The sequence below is a fragment of the Apilactobacillus waqarii genome, from assembly GCF_019061205.1.
Lineage (GTDB): Bacteria > Bacillota > Bacilli > Lactobacillales > Lactobacillaceae > Apilactobacillus > Apilactobacillus waqarii.
In genome coordinates, this window is the sequence record NZ_JAHQYH010000006.1 from 42,915 (window position 1) to 62,739 (window position 19,825).

Annotated in this window: 18 protein-coding genes; 8 read left to right on the forward strand and 10 right to left on the reverse strand. The window is 36.5% G+C overall.

The genetic code is table 11. The annotated features are described in order from the left end of the window. Positions 1-243: 243 nt before the first annotated feature. From KTJ72_RS05040 to KTJ72_RS05060, 5 genes are all read right to left on the reverse strand, one after another. Positions 244-558 carry a carboxymuconolactone decarboxylase family protein gene (locus KTJ72_RS05040; RefSeq protein ID WP_217304267.1) on the reverse strand — a complete coding sequence of 105 codons (315 nt, stop codon included), beginning with the start codon at positions 556-558 and terminating at the stop codon, positions 244-246. Between the two features lies 1 nt (position 559). Then, positions 560-985, reverse strand: coding sequence for a cupin domain-containing protein (locus tag KTJ72_RS05045; RefSeq protein WP_217304268.1), 426 nt, complete (start codon positions 983-985; stop codon positions 560-562). Positions 986-997: 12 nt separating this feature from the next. Next, positions 998-1,402: a MerR family transcriptional regulator gene (locus KTJ72_RS05050; protein ID WP_041152854.1), complete on the reverse strand. Its 405-nt coding sequence runs from the start codon at positions 1,400-1,402 to the stop codon at positions 998-1,000. Between the two features lie 109 nt (positions 1,403-1,511). Further along, a complete protein-coding gene (locus tag KTJ72_RS05055; protein ID WP_217304269.1) occupies positions 1,512-2,582 on the reverse strand; it encodes a hypothetical protein in 1,071 nt (356 codons plus the stop codon). Positions 2,583-3,056: 474 nt separating this feature from the next. Next, complete coding sequence (locus KTJ72_RS05060) at positions 3,057-4,010, reverse strand: biotin--[acetyl-CoA-carboxylase] ligase (protein WP_217304270.1); 954 nt, start codon at positions 4,008-4,010, stop codon at positions 3,057-3,059. Between the two features lie 145 nt (positions 4,011-4,155). Between KTJ72_RS05060 and KTJ72_RS05065 the strand changes: the two genes are divergently transcribed. The 7 genes from KTJ72_RS05065 to KTJ72_RS05095 all read left to right on the forward strand — a co-directional run bounded on the left by KTJ72_RS05065 (position 4,156) and on the right by KTJ72_RS05095 (position 9,118). Beyond that, entirely contained in the window at positions 4,156-4,878 is a 723-nt protein-coding gene (locus tag KTJ72_RS05065; RefSeq protein ID WP_217304271.1) for an ABC transporter ATP-binding protein, read from the forward strand. Beyond that, entirely contained in the window at positions 4,878-5,957 is a 1,080-nt protein-coding gene (locus tag KTJ72_RS05070; RefSeq protein ID WP_217304272.1) for an ABC transporter permease, read from the forward strand. The genes KTJ72_RS05065 and KTJ72_RS05070 overlap by 1 nt, the downstream gene beginning before the upstream one ends. Before the next feature lie 3 nt (positions 5,958-5,960). After that, positions 5,961-6,602 carry a TetR/AcrR family transcriptional regulator gene (locus KTJ72_RS05075; protein ID WP_217304273.1) on the forward strand — a complete coding sequence of 214 codons (642 nt, stop codon included), beginning with the start codon at positions 5,961-5,963 and terminating at the stop codon, positions 6,600-6,602. 128 nt (positions 6,603-6,730) lie between these two features. Continuing rightward, the gene (locus KTJ72_RS05080; protein WP_217304274.1) at positions 6,731-7,327 is read left to right on the forward strand and encodes a helix-turn-helix domain-containing protein; all 597 of its coding nucleotides are present in this window, start codon (positions 6,731-6,733) and stop codon (positions 7,325-7,327) included. Positions 7,328-7,428: 101 nt separating this feature from the next. Next, the gene (locus KTJ72_RS05085; RefSeq protein ID WP_057197326.1) at positions 7,429-7,809 is read left to right on the forward strand and encodes a MerR family transcriptional regulator; all 381 of its coding nucleotides are present in this window, start codon (positions 7,429-7,431) and stop codon (positions 7,807-7,809) included. A 2-nt stretch (positions 7,810-7,811) separates the two neighbouring features. After that, positions 7,812-8,675: an aldo/keto reductase gene (locus KTJ72_RS05090; protein WP_217304275.1), complete on the forward strand. Its 864-nt coding sequence runs from the start codon at positions 7,812-7,814 to the stop codon at positions 8,673-8,675. Between the two features lie 179 nt (positions 8,676-8,854). Continuing rightward, positions 8,855-9,118: a hypothetical protein gene (locus tag KTJ72_RS05095; RefSeq protein WP_217304276.1), complete on the forward strand. Its 264-nt coding sequence runs from the start codon at positions 8,855-8,857 to the stop codon at positions 9,116-9,118. A 29-nt stretch (positions 9,119-9,147) separates the two neighbouring features. Here KTJ72_RS05095 and KTJ72_RS05100 read toward each other — a convergent pair whose 3' ends face one another. Beyond that, complete coding sequence (locus tag KTJ72_RS05100) at positions 9,148-9,984, reverse strand: SPFH domain-containing protein (protein WP_034530737.1); 837 nt, start codon at positions 9,982-9,984, stop codon at positions 9,148-9,150. Positions 9,985-9,994: 10 nt separating this feature from the next. Then, positions 9,995-10,195, reverse strand: coding sequence for a hypothetical protein (locus tag KTJ72_RS05105; RefSeq protein ID WP_053796181.1), 201 nt, complete (start codon positions 10,193-10,195; stop codon positions 9,995-9,997). A gap of 190 nt (positions 10,196-10,385) precedes the next feature. Between KTJ72_RS05105 and KTJ72_RS05110 the strand changes: the two genes are divergently transcribed. Beyond that, the gene (locus tag KTJ72_RS05110) at positions 10,386-10,997 is read left to right on the forward strand and encodes a helix-turn-helix domain-containing protein (RefSeq protein WP_217304277.1); all 612 of its coding nucleotides are present in this window, start codon (positions 10,386-10,388) and stop codon (positions 10,995-10,997) included. Between the two features lie 32 nt (positions 10,998-11,029). On the opposite strand, the gene KTJ72_RS05115 is transcribed toward KTJ72_RS05110, so the two are convergent. From KTJ72_RS05115 to KTJ72_RS05125, 3 genes are all read right to left on the reverse strand, one after another. Then, entirely contained in the window at positions 11,030-12,382 is a 1,353-nt protein-coding gene (locus tag KTJ72_RS05115) for an APC family permease (RefSeq protein ID WP_217304278.1), read from the reverse strand. A 342-nt stretch (positions 12,383-12,724) separates the two neighbouring features. Then, entirely contained in the window at positions 12,725-13,765 is a 1,041-nt protein-coding gene (locus KTJ72_RS05120; RefSeq protein ID WP_094750641.1) for a zinc-dependent alcohol dehydrogenase family protein, read from the reverse strand. A 616-nt stretch (positions 13,766-14,381) separates the two neighbouring features. Continuing rightward, positions 14,382-19,610 (reverse strand): LPXTG cell wall anchor domain-containing protein, encoded by a 5,229-nt coding sequence (locus KTJ72_RS05125; RefSeq protein WP_217304279.1) that lies wholly within the window; start codon positions 19,608-19,610, stop codon positions 14,382-14,384. Positions 19,611-19,825: the final 215 nt, after the last annotated feature.

Consider the following 19,825-nt stretch of genomic DNA (forward strand, 5'->3'; position numbering starts at 1 on the left):
TCCTTTTAAAAAAAATTAAGTATGTTAAATGTTTTATTATCTTTTAATAATGCTTAATTTATAATTAATACAAATAAGATTATTCGTTAATTTTCTTCTCAAACAATAAAAGATTTTTTATATAAACATAAATATTTGAAATTTCAGCCATAAAAATGAGAATAAAAAAATAACCGGCTCCATACCGGTTATCAATCCATATTATTGTTTATTTTTTCATAATTATTCCGTAATTTACGAAAGTTATTGGAATACTTGTTTAGCAACATTAAACGCTGACCATGCTTTGGGCCAACCAACATAAAAAGATAAATGTGTAATCATTTCAGAAATTTCATCTTTTGTAATGCCGTTTTGTTGTCCCATTTTAAGGTGGGCTTCCAATTGTTCAAAGTTGCCGGCCGCAATTAAACTGCTGATGGTAATCATGCTTCGTTGCTTTAAAGATAACTTGGATTCTCTGCTCCAGATTTGTCCGAATAAAACATCGTCGTTAATTTCGGCAAACTTAGAAGCGAATTCGCCTAAATTATCCCTTCCTGCTGTTTGTTTCTTCATATTAATCACGCTTTCCTTCATTATTAGCTTGGCTGTATTGTTCATCACTGACAGCTTCTAGCCATTCTGGAGTTCCTGCAGTGATTGCGACGTGTGAGAACCAACTGTCAGCAGTAGCACCATGCCAGTGTTTGACACCATCATGAGTTACCACGACATCCCCTGGTTGTAATAATCTAGCTGGTTTACCTTCTTCTTGGTACAAGCCCATTCCACCGGTCACCAATAGTAGTTGGTATCCGTCATGGTGAATGTGCCAATTGTTACGACAACCTGGTTCAAAGGTGACGTTTCCCACACCAACATTGACTTCTGATTCCGGACTAATCAATCCTTGTAGGTAGCTTTGACCAGTGAAGTATTTTGCATATGCATCATTCTTAGGTCCGCGATCAAAAATAATTCCGTTCTTTACTTCTTCGTTCATCAGCGATAACTCCTATCTAAATCGTTTAAGATATTCTTCGAAGCTTTCGTCGACCTTATGATTTAGTTTTCCATCATACCAATCGATTTTATGAGATAACACATTTAGGTGGGACTTTCGTTCGTTAATTTCCGCCAAACTTCTCTTCTTAACGAATTGCAGTAACTGCTTTCTTTGGTCAATGGTGGAATCACCCTGTTTTCGCAACTCTACATATTCTTGAATCTCAGTCATTAACATGCCAGTTCCCTTAAGGTGCAAAATGAACCCAATCCACTTTACATCATCATCGTCATAATAACGACGATCATTTACATCGCGTTTAGGGATAATTAACTTTTGTTTCTCGTAGTATCTCAATGTGTATGTGGTCAAACCGACTTTGTTGGCAAAGTCACCAATGCTGTATTTACTCATAAAAAAGTCCTTTCTACTAACTTCAAGAATAAATGTACTATTTAGAGTTAACTCTAAGTCAAGTATATAAAAAAAGGATCATCATTTCGATGATCCTTTTTGATTATGACTATTCTTTGTGAGCAGCCTTTTTGTGTGAAGATTTCTTTTCAGCCTTCTTGTGTGAAGCCTTCTTAGCATGCTTCTTAGTTGCTTTCTTTGAGTGCTTCTTTGAAGCTTTCTTTTCTGATTCTTTCTTTGAATGCTTCTTTGCATGTTTCTTAGCAGCAGCCTTCTTATGTGAAGTCTTCTTTACATGCTTCTTAGTTGCTTTCTTTGAGTGCTTCTTGGTAGCTTTCTTAGCAGCTTTCTTTTCTGCGGCCTTCTTTGCAGCAGCTTTCTTTGCAGCCTTTTTAGCTTCTTTCTTAGTTGTCTTCTTTACAACTTTCTTTGAAGCCTTCTTTGATGATTTCTTAGCTACATGTTTTTTAGCAGCTTTCTTTGCTTCTGGTTTAGCTTCTGATTTTTTAGTTTCAGTAGTTGTAGCAGTCTTGGTTGCTTCTGGTTTAGCTTCTGACTTAGTTGCTTCTGTTGAAGTAGTCTTAGTTGCTTCCGGTTTAGCTTCTGACTTAGTTGCTTCTGTTGAAGTAGTCTTAGTTGCTTCTGGTTTGGCTTCTGACTTAGTTGCTTCTGTTGAAGTAGTCTTAGTTGCTTCTGGTTTGGCTTCTGACTTAGTTGCTTCTGTTGAAGCTGTGGTTGTGTCTTTCTTAGTGTCTGTTGTTGTAGTGGTTGCATCCTTCTTTGCATCAGTTGATGTTGTGGTTGCATCCTTCTTTGTGTCAGTTGATGTAGTGGTTGCGTCCTTCTTTGCATCTGTTGATGTTGTGGTTGCATCCTTCTTTGTGTCAGTTGATGTAGCAGTCTTATCATCTGATTTTGCTGCAGTTGTGTCTGATGATTTAGCATCTGAACTCTTACTTGAATCTGATTCAGATTTTGAACTATTCTTGTTTGTATCAGTTGAATTTGATTCAGTTGTACCTTTTGATGTACCTTCTGAATTATCCTTGTTTGTATCTGATGAAGGTTGTGCTGATGCTGGTGTTGATTGAGTAGCAGCAAATGCACTTACACCAGTTGAGAAAAATAGAGTTGCGGCAGGTACTAGAGCTAGTACGGCCTTTTTAAAGTTCTTTTTCATAATAAAATCCCCCTTGGAATCCTTATTCAAGATTCATTTTTAATTTAAAAATTTCGGTAATGACGTTGTCATCATCGTGAAACAGTAAATCTAAAAACTGTATAGATGCATCATATATGTACTATACAATCAGGTGATCATTTCGGTTAAAATGAAAAATTCTAATCAAAAAATCATCTTTATTGATACAAAAAAACTAAGAATACGGTTTCCCGTATTTCAGTAAAAACAACAGACAAGGCACATATTGCAAACCAGACTAGATTATAGGTTCATAATCTATGTTTAATATATCACTAATCTTTAAAAATAGATGAATAAAATAGCGCCATATATTAGACACTGTGTATATATAGTCTTAATAAACATTGATAATATCACGTTTGAAAGTCTTAAATTTTTTTAAAGGTAATTATATATATTTCAACAATGTGTTGAATTGGTGAAAAAAAGACACCTTGTACAAGGTGTCTTTTAAAAATTCACTTTTACGACTTCACCATTATTAATTGTCGTCGATTTTCCATCAACATCTAATAACAAATGACCTTCTTTATCAATTCCGGTGACAGTTCCATCAACTGTTTCCTTGGTAGTATCAACACTGACCTGTTTACCATTTAAGAATGACATCTTTTGGTAGTCTTCGATGAAGTTAGCTTCCAAGTAGTGTGGGAACTCTTCATCAAAGCCATTCACGATATCGGCGACTAACTTATTCTTATCAATTTGTTTATCGCTGATCCATCCGACCTTATCCTTCATTTCTTCAGGAATTTCTTTGGCAGATAAACTAATGCCAACCCCGACAACGATTGCTGAAGGTTGCATTAATTCAGCATCCATCACCAATTCGGTTAGGATTCCGACTACCTTCTTGTTGTTTACATAGATATCATTGATCCATTTAACCAAGAAGTCCTCTTCTGGATAGCTCTTCTTCAATGCCTTAGCAACCACCACGGCGGTCATGGTAGTTAGCAGACCCGGGTTTAGATGTTTAGCATCATGGAATGGCACTACCATACTCATGTAGATTCCACTCTTGGCAGGAGAATAGAAACTTCTTCCCCTTCTACCGTGTCCTTGCGTTTGCTTTTCAGCAATCACTAAACGATGTTTGCCATCTGGGTTTTGATCATTAATTTGTTTGGCATATGAATTCGTAGATGTGATTTCCTTTTTGAAGATGATTTCGTAATCATTGTTTAAGTCAGATTCGATTAGTTGTGGATTGAGTTCGTCGTTTCCTATGTACTTGTAGCCTTGATTAGTCTTGCTGTCAATTTGGTGACCTTGTTCTTTAAGCTGATTAATCAATTTCCAAATCATGGTACGACTATTGTTCATTTCATTTGCTAATTGATTACCTGACACCCATTCATCTTTGTGTTCGATAAACAATTGCAATAATTGGTCTTTTTTCATCGTGAACTTCCTTTCATTACTATGTAAATCATATCATAATAAAAAAATTTTCAAAAAAGTATTTGCTTTTTTAAATTACCTGATATAGAATAATTTCCGTTAAGTAAGTTAGTACTCACTCACCTAATTATTAGGAGGCATTATTATGACAGAAAAAATCATCTCAATTAACAATTTAAAGAAAAAATACGGACAACAAGTCGTTTTAAACGACGTATCATTTGAAGTCGATTACGGGCAAATCGTTGGCCTAATCGGGCCTTCCGGAGCCGGAAAATCTACCATTATCAAGTTAACCCTAGGAATGGAAAAGGCCGACAGCGGTAACTCCGAAGTGTTCGGCATTCACATGCCTAACCGTAAAATTCTAAACAAGATGGGCTACATGGCTCAATCAGATTCACTATACAGTTCCCTATCAGCAAGAGAAAATCTAATTTTCTTTGCCAAGATGCGTGAAGTTAAGAAGGAAGATTTAGCAAGTGAAATTGACCGCGTATCTCAAGTCGTTGACTTAAAAGATCAATTAGATAAAAAGGTCGATAACTTCTCTGGTGGTATGAAACGAAGATTATCATTAGCAATCGCTTTGTTAGGTAATCCCCAACTACTAATTCTAGACGAACCAACCGTTGGAATTGACCCTGCCCTTAGAAAAAACATCTGGACTGAACTTGGTAAGCTAAGGGACAAAGGTTGCTCTATTCTAGTAACTACCCACGTTATGGATGAAGCAGAACTAACCGATCGTGTTGCTTTGCTAATTGATGGAAACATCATTGCAGACGACACTCCAAGTAACCTAAAACAACAATATGATGTAGATAGCATTGAAAATGTATTTATGAAAGCCGAAGGTGATATGTAATGAAGACACTATCAATCTCAAGTCGTATATTAAAAGAAATTTTCCGTGATAAGAAAACACTAGCAATGATTTTTATCGTACCTATCATTGTGATGGCATTGATGTCATACGTTTTTAAGTCATACAACAATACAGACATCAACATCGGTACTGTGAATGTCTCTCAACAAGTTGAAACTAACCTTACTAAGGTTAAGAACGTCAATATTAAAGAATACAAGTCAGAAAAAGATGCCGAAAACGCATTGCACGATGACCACATCGATTCCTTTATCGTATACAAAAATAATGACTACAAGATGGTTCACGCTAACATTGATGCTTCAAAGACTAGCATGACAAAAGCTGCATTATCATCTGCATTGACTCAATCAAGCATCAAGAACATGTCTTCTGCACTATCCAAGGTTTCACCAGTAAAACAAGCTCAACCTAAGATTCACCTATCCAACGAATACAAGTACGGTAGCAGCAAGACTAACTTCTTCGATAAGATGATGCCTACTCTAATGGCATTCTTTGTCTTCTTCTTCGTGTTCCTAACTTCTGGAATGGCCCTTCTAAAAGAAAGAACTTCTGGTACATTGGACCGCCTACTAGCTACCCCAGTTAAGAGATCTGAAATCATCTTTGGATACTCACTAAGCTACGGTTTAATGGCGGTATTTCAAACTGTGCTAATCGTATTATTTACCATCAAGGTATTAAACATCGAAGTTGTTGGATCCATTTGGCTAATTCTATTAACCACATTCCTACTATCACTAGTCGCAATTGCAGCTGGTCTACTTCTATCAACTTTCGTTAAATCAGAATTCCAACTAATGCAATTCATCCCACTAGTGGTAATTCCACAAATCTTCTTCTCAGGACTAATTCCACTAGATTCTCTTGATACTTGGGCAAAGGCATTATCATTTATCTTCCCAATCAAGTACGCATCAGAAGCAATTAGCAATGTCATGATGAGAGGCTTTACATTCACCGGGATTGGTATAGACTTGGTAGTAATCATATTATTCATTGTCGTTTTGACTTCCGTAAACATTATCGGATTAAAACGTTACAGAAAGGTATAATCAATGGAACAATCTAATTACACCAGTTTTAATGATTGGCTTGAAAATAGCAAGATGCCAAACGGTAAACGTAAGGTATTAAAGTCCGCTATAAAGCTATTCTCACAGAATGGATATCAATCAACTTCGACTTCATCTATCGCCAAAGATTGCGATTTAAGTGAAGCCACTGTATTCAAACACTTTAAAAACAAAAAAGAATTACTAGACACCATCATCACCCCGATTATTAACACCCTGGCACCAAGTTTCAGTCAACAATTTGTTGAATCAGTGAGTCACCACACCTTCACAATTGATGAAATGATTGAATACATTATTACCGATCGTTTCCACTTCATTGAAGAAAACCATCAAATGATTAGTATCATGGTCAGCCAATTATTGATTGATGATGAGTTAAAGGATCAACTTGAAAAAATCATGTTACCAAAACTATCCTTTGTCATCGACAAGGCTAACGAGTTAATGAAACAAGATGACAGTGTTGCCGACGATGTTTCTGCTGAAGAATTATTCAGAACCATTAGCGGACAATTGTTGGTATCAACAGTGCTTGAATTCAAGTTTCCATCAGACAACTGGGATACTGAAAAACAAATTCAATCGATGATTAAAGTCTGCAAAAAAGTAATTCATAAATAGAAAAAAGGCATCCTGAATGGATGCTTTTTTTGTTGCTATATCAACGTTGCAAAGAAACTTAGCTAACTATTTTGAATAAACTTTTATATAATACTGGTAATGAATCAAACGAAAGGAAACGATAAAAAATGAAATTTGGTGATCGTTTAAAACAACAACGCAAAATTAAAAACTTAACTCAAGACGATGTAGCAGCAAAACTCAATGTTTCTCGTCAGACCATCTCAAGTTGGGAAAATGAAAAAAGCTATCCTGACATTAAGAGTCTAACTGCTCTAAGTGATATGTACGATATTTCATTAGACACGATGCTAAAGGAAGACAGCGGGATGAAGGAATTCATCGAAAAAAATGATTTACGCAAAAATTTGGTTGGTCTACGCTGTACCACTTATTCTTTCGACATTATTATAATTTTGTTGAATCTTATTAGCTTTCACCACCATGTTTTTACAGACAACTATCAGATTATTTTATCGATACTAACCTTGTCATTCCTTTGGATTATGAATTCTTTTAATAATTTCACTGAAAAGATTGGATTTAAAAAATTCAATATCTTCCAAGAAATCTTTCATGTAAATAAAACTGGTGAAATAATTTTTGCTATTATCTTGATTGCGATGTATACCTTATCCTTAGTTATCAATAATTTAATTCCAGGAATTTTAATTTCAGTTTTGCTTGAAATTGTTATCATCATCTATTATTTCCGTAACAAATAAAAAGTTATCACAAAAAAAGTGATAACTTTTTTTGTTTTTTCTTGCATTGGAGTTAACTCCAAGGTTTATACTTTTCAATAATCAAGTCTGGAGGTAATCATATGAACATTAATGAAGTCAGCAAGAAACTAGGTATATCAAAGGATACCCTTCGTTACTGGGAGAAAATTGGCCTACTTCCTCCTGTCAAAAGAAATGCGAGTGGCTATCGTGATTACTCAGAGCGAGACGCCAACTGGGTATATTACATCAAGGCATTGCGCAATGCTGGTATGTCGATTGAAAGATTGCTGGAATTCGTTCATCTATATCTAAAAGACATTGATGATTTAGATCGTCGTAAGGAGCTATTAATCGAACAACGCAAGGAATTATTAGCTGAGATTGCCAAACGACAAGAGACTGTCGATTATCTAACCTTTAAAATCGACCATTTCGAAGAACACGTAATGAATCAAAAAGACGAAAACAAAGGAGAATAAGTATGAACAAAAGAACTTTAGCAAACAACGTTACTATCCCTACCCTCGGTTTTGGTGTTTTCCAAGTACCTAATCAAGGTGCTGCCAAACAAGCTGTCTTTGACGCCATCAAAACCGGTTACCGTTTAATCGACACCGCCGCTAGTTACGGAAATGAACGCGAAGTCGGTGAAGGAATCAAAGCAGTGATTGAAGAAGGTATCGTCAAACGCGAAGACCTATTCATCACTTCAAAACTATGGGTGCATGATGTGACTGCCACAAAGGCACCTAGTGCAATCCAAGATTCACTTGACCGCCTTCAACTAGACTACCTAGACCTATTGTTAATTCACCAACCATACAACGATGTGTTTGGGGCATGGAAAGCAATGGAAGCCGCTTATGAAAAAGGATTAGTTAAGTCAATTGGTGTTTCCAACTTCGACAATGCTCAAATTACTAACCTATCTGAATTCAATGACATCAAACCAATGGTTGCTCAAATCGAAGTGAACCCATTCTGCCAAAATATTGAAAAGGTTCAATACATGCAAGACTATGGTGTCCAAATCGAAGCATGGGCTCCTTTCGCCGAAGGTCAACATGACCTATTCAAGAATGAATTACTTCAATCAATCGGTGACAAGTACAACAAGTCTGTCGCTCAAATTGTGCTTAGATGGTTGTACCAAAGAGATATCATCCCTTTGGCCAAGTCAGTTAAGCCAGAAAGAATGCAACAAAACATCGATGTCTTAGACTTCGAACTATCAGACGAAGATATGGAACAAATCAAGACACTAGATACCAATCAAAGCCAATTCTTTGATCACCATGATCCAAAGATGATTAAATGGATGGCTGGACGTACAATCGAATACTAAAATAAAAGACCTGACGTTTGTCAGGCCTTTTTTTATTATTCATTGTCAATTGTAGAATTCTAACCGATTCATCCGTAAAAAATCAGATAATCTTAAATACTTCGGCAAATTGAGTTCTTTTTAAATTTGATATATCATGTCTAGGTAATGTTTTAACTAAGAACGGATGTGAAAACGAAATGGGATTCATTATTTTTCTACTAGTCCTTGCTGCACTTTACCTACTAGAGGTGTACGTACTAACCGATACTAAGTACTTTTGGGTTGGTGGAATTCTACCACTAATAATTGATATCTTAACCATTTTCTTAATGGTTGCTTCAAAGAGTTATTCCTTCCATGACTTCGCAATGGTATTTCTTGTCTTCTTTGGAACCCTATGTATCTGGGGATACGGTGACGATCGACACAAGAAGAAAAACGGTATTAAAAATGATAAATAAAGGACCTGACGTTTGTCAGGTCCTTTTTATTATTCTTTAGTTTCTTTCTTTTCGTTGTTTTGCTTTAGTAGTTTTGCAAAAGTAGTCATTTGACCGTATGAGTCTGCACCATCATTTGGTACAACCACCATGTTGGTGTCTGAATTAGCTAGATTACTGAATGCTTCGATGCTTTGAGCATTGAAGTACTTATCATCTGCACCTTGCAAAGCTTCTTGAATCTTGTCGATTCTGTACTTTTCAGCATCGGCCTTAGTCTTGGTAGCTTGAGCATTAGCTTCAGCAGTCGCAACTAGAGCTTCGTTTTGCGCCTTTGTACGTAATTCAACTGACTTGGCATCCCCTTCAGCACGTGAAATTTCAGCTTGGCGTTCACGGTCAGCAGTAAGTTGAGTGTTCATGGCTTCTTGAATGGCCTTACTTGGAGTTAATTCATCGATGTTAATACGATCAACGTTAATTCCATAGATATCGGTTAAATCACCGATTGCATCGGCTAGTTCTTTATTGATTTCCTTAGTAGAACCCAATACTTCGTTTAAATCCATACGACCGATGATATCTCTTAAATGACCACGAACTAATTGGACCATGGACATTACTGAATCGGTATTTTCGTATTGGTACTTAACGGGTTCAGTCACGTGGTAGTTCAGACTGACACTACCTAATACTTCAGCATTATCCTTAGTAATCAATGAATACTTTGGTAATAACTTAGGTTGCATTGCAAGACTAACGGTTCTAACGCGTTGAATTAATGGAATGTAGAAGTGCAAACCAGAACTTAAAGTGTGGCTGTACTTTCCTAATGTTTCAACTAATCCTTCGTTATTTTGACGAATGACTTTAACTCCAAATGGCATAACAAATACCTCACTTAATTTTTTGTAAATGAAGAGTATTACCTGTGTTATTCACGACCGAGTATTGCGCTTGATCATCATAGGTAGAATTGTCGGATAAATCATAACGATACCAAATACCACCAACCTGAACCAATGATTTGTCAGTCGAGAAATCGTCACTTGTAACGACCCTGCCTAAAAACATTCGATGTTCTAAATTGTCAGTCATGAAAAACACCTCCCCCTTTATTCACGTCCCATTATCCCATTGTTGTATTTACTAGTCGATATATTTTGTACAAAAATATTTTTCTTTTAAAACGTTGATATATCAACATGTCCAAGAAACTTGGCTACCAAAAATAGTATTTTTTATATAAAATAAAGTCATTATCTTAAGAGAAAAGAGACGATACATAATGCAATTTGGTGAACGTATCAAAGAACAACGTAAAATCAAAAATATGACCCAAGAAGATGTCGCAAAACACTTACATGTTTCTCGAAAAACCATCTCAAGTTGGGAAAACGAAAACAGCTATCCAGACATCAAGAGCCTAGTGAAAATTAGTGATCTCTATCAAATTTCACTAGACACCCTTTTAAACGAGGATTCAGGACTAAAAGAATATCTACAAAAGGACAAGGTACAAGATAACTTTGTAGAATTAAAATACGTAATTAATGCATTGTTTTACTTAGCAGTATTACTGGTCGTAATCCTTAAAAACTATTCATCACTATTCTTCCTTTTGGGTGTTTTCCTTCTTCGTTTAGCTTGTGATCATTTTATGAAGGAATCCAGATTATTAAACATAGACTATGATTTACCATTTCGTAATTGGAATCGAAGCTTACCGGTTAAGATATTTTTTATATCCAGTTTTGTCTTCATATTTGGTTTTGCAGGATGGGGAATCTATGCAGACTTCAATAATCTAAACACCAACTTACCTTTAATTGCGATGGGAATCTCCCTACAAGTTATGAATTTGATCTTATATATCATAGATAAATTTCACATCAGATAAAAAAAGACGCCACATAAGTGACGTCTTTTTGTTTAGTCTTGTTTTCTTCTCTTCTTAATTGCATATACTACCAATCCGATAACGATCCATAGAATGACTGCGTATGGATATAGGTTTCCAGGGAAATCCGGGATTGGGTATAGGTTAGTCCACATTGGGTAAACTAACACTAAAATTCCAAGAACTGGAATCAAGATATGTTTGATAAATGAACGCTTGATGGTATCTCTGTGTTTGTTGAAGTATAGAATTGTTCCGACACAGGCCAAAGCATATACGGTCAACATACTTAAGACACCAAGTGTTGATGAATTTGCATAGATTACTTTAGGACCATAAGGAACACCAAAAATCAGGTATGCTACTGCCATGATTAAAGTTAGTAACCAGATAGCACGAGTTGGACTGTTTAGTTTTTCGTTAAATTCACCGAAGTATTTTGGTAAATACTTCTTAACACCCATTGCATAAATCATATATGCACCAGCATTCATGATACCAAGGACTGAGCCAAAGCTACTGATTAGGATGGCAAAGTCCATGATAAGCGCCATTGGGCGACCCATGTACATCAATGAAAGGTCATTCAATGGTGATGAAGAACGCGCGAAGTCCGAAACGTGATGAATACCAAATCCGATAACTTGCATGTAACTTGCGATAACAAAGAAAATTCCAGCAAAAATAATTGTAACAATAATAGATAATGGCACTGAACGTTTTGGATTCTTTGTTCTAACAGCTACAGTGGTAACACCTTCAAAACCACAGAATGATAGGATGGCAAATACCATTCCTTGACCAATTCCAGATACACTACTGTGAGTTGGGACGAATGGTTGGGCACTGATTCCATCACGACCACCCTTGGCAAAGATGATAATGGTCAATACGACTAGGATCGCAATCGCTAAGAATTCAATCGCAATTGCTGATTTACTGGTAAGTTTCAAACCAAAGGTAAGAACTAATGCAGCAGCAATCAATAATACATAAGCAATAATCGTATCGTTAAAGTTAAATCCTAACTGAGCAAAAAATACGTGGGCAAAGTTAGCATTGGCAGCCATACATGAGACGGCCAAGTTAACGTAGGCAAACGTCAAAGTCCACCCACTGACTAATCCTAGTCGTTCACCTAAAGCTTGTTGGTTGTATGCATATACTGAACCAACATCTGAGATATGTTTTGATAATTCGGCGAAACTAATTCCAACAAATAATAATCCAATCGCACCAAGTAAGAATGCAATCGGTACGTTAATTCCAGCGAATGGAACTGCTGGCACGGCATTGAACGCAATTGAACCAGTTGGGGCAACAGCGGCAACGGCTAATGCGAACGTCTCAAATTTAGTAATCTTTTTTGACTCATCTAAATCCATTATTCATTTCACTTCCTAAGTATTATGATGTGATGTATATTCTCTCCTCCAAACAAAAAAGCCGCTGATCCCATCACTATAGGTCAGCAGCTCTTCTCAGATTAATCGTATGTATCACGACGCGATTAAATAACCAGAGGAGAAGCCGCCGGTTTACAACAATCGCACATGTACATGTTCATAAAGTTATCCATTTGTGTCTCCTCCTCCGATATATTTTCTAACGATTATATCGTATACTAAACGTTTAATTATGATAAGTCAATTAAAAATACCTAATGATTTTCTAATTCAAATTATGAAGGAATAAAAAAAGACCGACATCAGTCGATCTTTTAAATATTAATCATTAACAACAGTAGCCTTGATAGTGTTTCTTTCAGCCATGTCTTTGTATGCTTGGTTAATGTCTTCTAGTTTGTATTTACCAGTGAAAACTTTACCTGGGTGAATGGCACCAGATAATACGGCATCCAATAGTTCTTGTCTGTCGTAAGTAGTAACTGAAGCGATACCACCAGCAAGTGCAATGTTCTTACCGAATGGAGTCACAACATCTAAATTACCTGAGTGTGGTAAACCAACACGACCAACTTTAGCACCCGGACGAGCAACATCTAAAGCAGTTTGAGTTGATAGTTCAGTACCAACACATTCTAAGACAGCATCTGCACCGTTGCCGTGAGTTAGTTCCATAACCTTCTTCACAGCTTCGTCACCACGTTCAGCGATGATGTCGGTAGCACCAAATTCCTTGGCTAGCTTTTGTCTGTCTTCGTGTCTACTCATTGCGATGATTTGTTTTGCACCACGTAGTTTTGCAGAAATTACACCACATAGACCAACGGCACCATCACCGATAACTACGGCAGTGTCACCTTTTTGCACATCAGCAGTACGAGCTGCATGGTATCCAGTAGCCATAACATCTGATAGAGCTAATAGTGAATCTAACATTTCATCACTGTAGTCTTCTGGTTTACCAGGAACCTTAACTAGTGACCATTCACCGTGTTGAGCTCTTAGGTATTCAGCTTGGGCACTTTGGGTAAAGTTATCTGAATGGTTTAGACAACTTCCATCGTAACCAGCTAAACAAGCAGCACAGTGACCACAACCGTGAGTAAATGGTACGATTACGAAATCACCAGGTTGTAAAGTAGTGATGTCCTTACCGACAGTTTCAACAACACCCAATGCTTCGTGACCATTGTTGTAAGTTTTCTTTTTGTATTCGTCTAATCCACGGTATGACCATAGGTCTGATCCACAGACACAGGTACGAACTACCTTTAGGATAACGTCGTCATCTTTTTCAATCTTTGGCATGTCGACATCTTGCACTTCGACCTTACCAGGTTCAATAAATACTGCACTTTTCATAATTGAAGCCTCCCATATTTTCGATAAGTACAATTATTCCATATAAAGTGCACTTTAAGTCAAATGATAAGGCTCAAAATTTTCGATGTAAAACATTTGCATTATACGAACAAATGTTCTATTATAATTACAACATACATTTATCCATGAATTCATTCAAAAAAGACATCTTACAACGCTGCGTAAGATGTCTTTTTTATTCCCCTTCGAATCTAAGTCTAACCTGATTAACGACTAAAATTGATTCTAAAATATTTAAGAATCCTTGTCCGTAGATGATGATCGTGTATCGGTGTATATTAATCGTTAATATTACGGTTAGAAGTACAACAATCAAAGGGATTATTAACCCTGCTAATACGAAGTGTTTTCCAAATCTAACATAGTAGTGTGTGCAACATAGACCTAAAAAAAAGATAAAAAATAGTGTTTCTAACATTAAGTACTTCTCTCCTCTTGAAGTACACTTTACACCCGTTATTCTAAAAAGTCTTTAATAAATTTTCTCATAATTAAACTTTTTTTAAATTTCAGCATTTTATAAGTAATAAAAATGTTACAAAACCGCATTTTATATACAAAAAAGAAGACTCGTTTGAGTCTTCTTTTTTTAATGTTACTTGTTCTTTCTTCTTAATCCAAAGATTGCCATGATGAATCCTAATACCATTGAGATTAGACCGAAACCGAATAAGTTACGTTGGTTAGTTTCATCACCAGTTTGAGGTAACTTACCTGCTTCTTTCTTGTCAGTAACTTGGCCAAGATGACCGTTTACTTCCTTAGCTGAAGCATTCTTTTCAGTTTCTTTGTGTGATGTCTTAGTAGTCTTCTTAGAAGCAGCCTTCTTAGCGACAACCTTGATATCGCCAAGTGACTTAGTTAAGTCAATTGTTGATGGTAATTGTGATTCGTCTGCTACCTTGTAACCCTTAGAAGCCAAGTACTTAACAAATTCTGCCTTAGTCATTGTCTTCTTTGAGCTTTCTACCTTAATAGTCTTGTTTGATCCAGCAACCTTAACGTTTTGAACGTAAACTTTGTTTGCTTGGTTCTTGTCTGCATCGTTGTTGTTTGATACTTGGTTCTTATCAGCATCAGTGTTGCTTACTGATTGATCCTTGTTTGATACAAGTTCGATGTCACTTAATGGCTTAGTTAAATCAATTGTTGCTGATAGTTTTGATTCGTCTGCTACCTTGTAGCCTTTGGCAGCCAAGTACTTAACAAATTCGTCTTTTGTCATAGTCTTGTTTGCACTTTCTACCTTAACAGCATCGTTTGAGCCAGCAACCTTAACGTCTTGTGCGTAAGTTTGTGCTGCTTGATTCTTGTCAGCATCGTTGTTGTTTGATACTTGGTTCTTATCAGCATTAATGTTGCTTGCTGATTGATCCTTGTTTGATACAAGTTCGATGTCACTTAATGGCTTAGTTAAATCAATTGTTTCTGGTAGTTTTGATTCGTCTGCTACCTTGTAGCCCTTGTTGTTCAAATACTTAACAAATTCGTCTTTTGTCATAGTCTTGTTTGAGCTTTCAACCTTAACAGTATCGTTTGAACCGGCAACCTTTGCATCTTGTGCGTAAGTTTGTGCTGCTTGGTTCTTTTCAGCATCCTTGTTGTTTGCTGATTGATCCTTGTTTGATACTAGTTCGATGTCATTAAGTGGCTTAGTTAGGTCGATTGTATCTGGTAGTTTTGATTCGTCAGCTGGTTTGTAGCCCTTAGCATCCAAGTACTTAACAAATTCGTCTTTTGTCATAGTCTTGTTTTTACTTTCAACCTTAACACTATCGTTTAAACCGGAAACCTTAGCGTCTTGTGAGTAGCTAGTGTTGCTTTCATCCCTATTGCCATCAACGTTTCCGGCCTTAGCAATGATTAGTCCCTTGAAGTCGTCTGGGTTAGTCAAGTCTAGGGTATCCTTCAAAGCATCTGGGTTCATTAGCTTGTAACCATCTGCTTCAACCTTGTTGATGAAGTCTTGTTTTGAGATAGTCTTGCTGTTACCGCTCACTGAAATAGTGTCACCAGTACCAACAACACCGACGTTCATCTTGTAAGTTGTGAAACCTTCAATTAATGAAGCAACCTTCTTCATGTCATCTGAGTTAGTTAAGTTCAATACATCATTTAACTTACCAGTATCAGAAACTTCTAGTCCTTGATCCTTTAATTGCTTGATTAAATCTTGCTTAGTGATAAGTGGAGTGTCATGTTTAACTACTGCTGACTTAGTACCATCACTACTGTTTAGTGTGTTAGTGTAGCTTGATGCGTTTGGTGTAGCATCGTAAGTCTTGCCAGCACTTAGGTCAACTGATGCTGGTAGTGAATCCATATCTGAAATTGTGTAACCTTGTGCTGAAACATCATTAACAAAGTCAGACTTGTTTAGGTATGAATTTTGTGAACCAACATTTACAGTGATTTCCTTAGTAGTACCATCACTTTGTTTAACGTTTAGTTTGACAGCATGAGCAGAAGCATTTGGAATAACCACTGGGTTAACGTTATCAACTGCAACACTTAGTGGGTCGCTTAATGCTGATGGGTTAGCAACAGTGTAACCATTGTCTAGCATTGCCTTTACATATTCTGATGCTGAAAGTGTATCGTTAGCTGAAGGAACGAATACAGTCTTGTTAGTGAATGTTCCATCTTCATTTGCTACCTTCACAGTTTGTGGGTAGTTAGTAACAGCTTGTGCATTTGGTTTTACATTAATTGAGTTGTCCTTAGTTAAATCAAGTGGGTAAGTAACATCAGTGTTATCAGATAAAGCGTAACCTTGGTCTGCCAATTCCTTAGCAAGGTCGTCTTTATCGACAGTTGATGACTTAGAGTTAATGTTAACCTTAGCCTTTGTACCATCAGGAAGCACAACAGTTTGTTGGTAACTAGTTGGTGCATCAGTTGGTTGGTTTACCTTGTATGCGTTGTTAGCGTTTGTAAGATCAACAGTTGCTGGAATGTTTTCACTATTTTGAACATCATAGCCTAAAGCATTTAATGCCTTAACATAGTCGTCCTTACTCATTGTTGGAGTAGCACTTGTAATTGAAACAGTTGTTGGCTTGTAGCTACCGTCTGCTTGTTTTACATTTACAGTTTGTGGATATGCAGTTGCTTTGTTAGCATCTGCTGAAGTAGTTACTGTATAATCTGGTTTTTCATCACTTAAATCAACTGGGTTGTTACCAATAGCTTTATCAGAATCTGCTGATAAAGTAACACCTTGTGCTGCTAGTTGTTTTTTGTAATCGTCAGCACTGATTTGTTGTTTTTCACTGTTAATGTGAACAGTTACGTCGTTACCCTTGTCATCCTTTAGTGTTTGAGTGTAACTAGTTTGTGCATTAGGGTTGGCAATTACTAATGGAATAGTACTTGCACTCAAGTCTACTGGATCTGATAACTTGTTCTTTTGGTCATCAGTTAGTGTGTAGCCCTTGTCTTCTAATGCCTTAACGTAGTCATCTTTAGGCATTGTTGGGGTCTTACTGTTGATGCTTACTGATACATCATGAGTTTGGCCATTTCCATCAGTGTAAGTTAATGATTGTGGGTAACTCTTAGTTGTTGATGCGTCAGCATTTGGAGTAACTTCAATTGGGTCAGTTGAACCTAAGTTAGCGTTTTGACCTAATTTAGCTTTTTCAGCATCTGTCAAAGTGTATCCTTGGTCTGCTAAAGCTTTAGCTAAATCGTTAATGTTCATAGTTGGACTGTCACTCTTGATGTTTACAGTAGCAGTCTTAGCATTTCCATGAGCGTCAGTAAAACTAACGGTCTTAGGATATACGTTGTTTGAAGTAGTGTTAGGAGCAATTGTCAAACCAGTGTCACCATTGTTCTTAGTCAAATCAACTGGAGTGTCCCCCAACTTGTTAATATCATCTTGTGATAGTGTGTAACCTTGATCTGCTAAAGCCTTTTGTAGTTCCTTTGGAGCAATTGTTGGGTTAGCACTGTTAACAGTTAATGAGATTGGGTTGCCGTTAGCATCCTTGAACTTCATTGCGTAGCCTTCACCAGTCTTGTTCGTGTTGGCTGGTGTTGCAACTGTGCTATCAACGTAGATAGTAGCAACATGGTTACCATTACCATCATCTTGAATAGCTGGGTTTAACACGTATTGTGCTTGGAAGTTATCGTAAGTTTGTGAGTTGAATTGACTTGATAATTCTGAAAGTTCTGGAGCGTAGTTTTGGCTCTTTAATGAGTTAATCTTGTCAGCGATTGAGATGTTGTCAAAATCTGTCACGTTATCTTTTTGAAGTGAGTCAACAATCTTACCAGTACTCTTATCAACAAAGTTAATTTTTAAGTTTGAAACTGGAGCAGTAACGTTAATCTTAACTGATTGATCCTTGTAAAATGCAGGAACAGCTTGGTTTTTAACGATTGAGTTACTTGAATCTGGAGTAACACCCTTATTGGTTACAGTGTCCAAAGCATCCTTAATTGAAACCGGTTGGTTAATTGCTGAAGAAGGTAAGTTAGTTGAGTAAACAACGTTTCCATGTTGATCAACAAATGAAATTGGTAAAGAGTTCTTGATTAACTTGATGTTGTAACCAACACCGTTAGTGAAATCTACATTTCCTGAAACGTCATCAGGATTTACAAGTTGGAACCCTTGACCAGTCAAAAGCGATTTAAGACTATCCGAACTCATTGTTGAGGACTTACTAATTAATTTAGCTGATTGTCCAGTAGGTTTGTTGTTGTCATCAACGATGGTCAATACCTTTGGATAGTAAACATTGAATGTGTATACTTGACCCTCTTTTTCAGAGTTAACACCTTTAGGAACAATTCCATTTACGTAGTATGAGTAGATATCTGACTTTGAATCAACAACTGCATTTGGTGATGCTTGTTTAAATGCATTAATTGCAGATTGGATATTCATTTCATGGTCATCGGCACCTTGAAGTACAGTACTTGATACTACGTTTCCGTTACCATCATTATCAACAAATTTAATAGTCTTGTTGTATAACTTATGTGAGTCGGTAAAGTCAACAGTTGGCTGAGTTAGATCAATTGTATCAGGTAGACTACTTGCATCTGCGTTCCATGAACCCGTTAAGAATTGTAAAATAGATTGGCCACCCAAAGTAGATTCTGGAGTGTTGTCAGACAATTTTACAGAACTTCTCCCATTTGGATTAATGTAGAATGCTGCAGCATCATTATTATTGTATTTACTATGAACTGTTACTGTTACTTGCTTATTTGTATTAGCAGTGACTGGAGTTGTTACACCGCTGTTGCTATTTGATGAACTACTTTGGTCTGATGAAGCACTTGATGCGCTGCTTTGAGCTGATGAGCTGCTTGATGCACTACTTTGTGAACTTGAAGCGCTGTTTTGTTGTGCTGCTTGAGATTTTTGAGCTGCAGCAGCGGATTGTTGTTCTCTTGTTATATTTTTAACCATAAAAGTGTAACTACCTTGGGTTCCATCAATTGAAGGATTACTAATCTCTTGATTGATACTGCTTGTATCAAACTGAGAATTCAATCCGTTTAGCCTGGAAATAACACTTTGTAAGTTATAGCTTTTCTTATCACTGTTAAGATCTACAGTCCAACCTGTAACTGTAAAATCAGTACCATATTGGTCAACGACATGAACTGTAATTGTTTGAGGATACTTCTTAACAGTTGTAGTCTTTGATGCAGCCTTAGCGTCAATAGAACCATTGTCAGTATTTTGCGCTGCTTTAGCACCAGTGATTAAAACACCTGTGACGGCAGCAGCATAAATCCATTTCTTGGAAATTTTTGATTTACTTGAATATTTATTATTTCTGTCAAAATATTGTTTCATATTTTCCAACGTCCTCTCTCTTAAACAACAAAATTTAAACAATCTGTATCATTACAAATTAGATTATAAGACCAAAAATATTTAATTTGCACCCGATTTGATTGCTTTTAAATCATTCTTAAGCAACTTAATATTTAGATAAGTATTTTAATACTTTTATAAGAAAATTAAGGAAAAGTTTAGATAAATTAGAAAAGTAACTTTGATGACTTTCG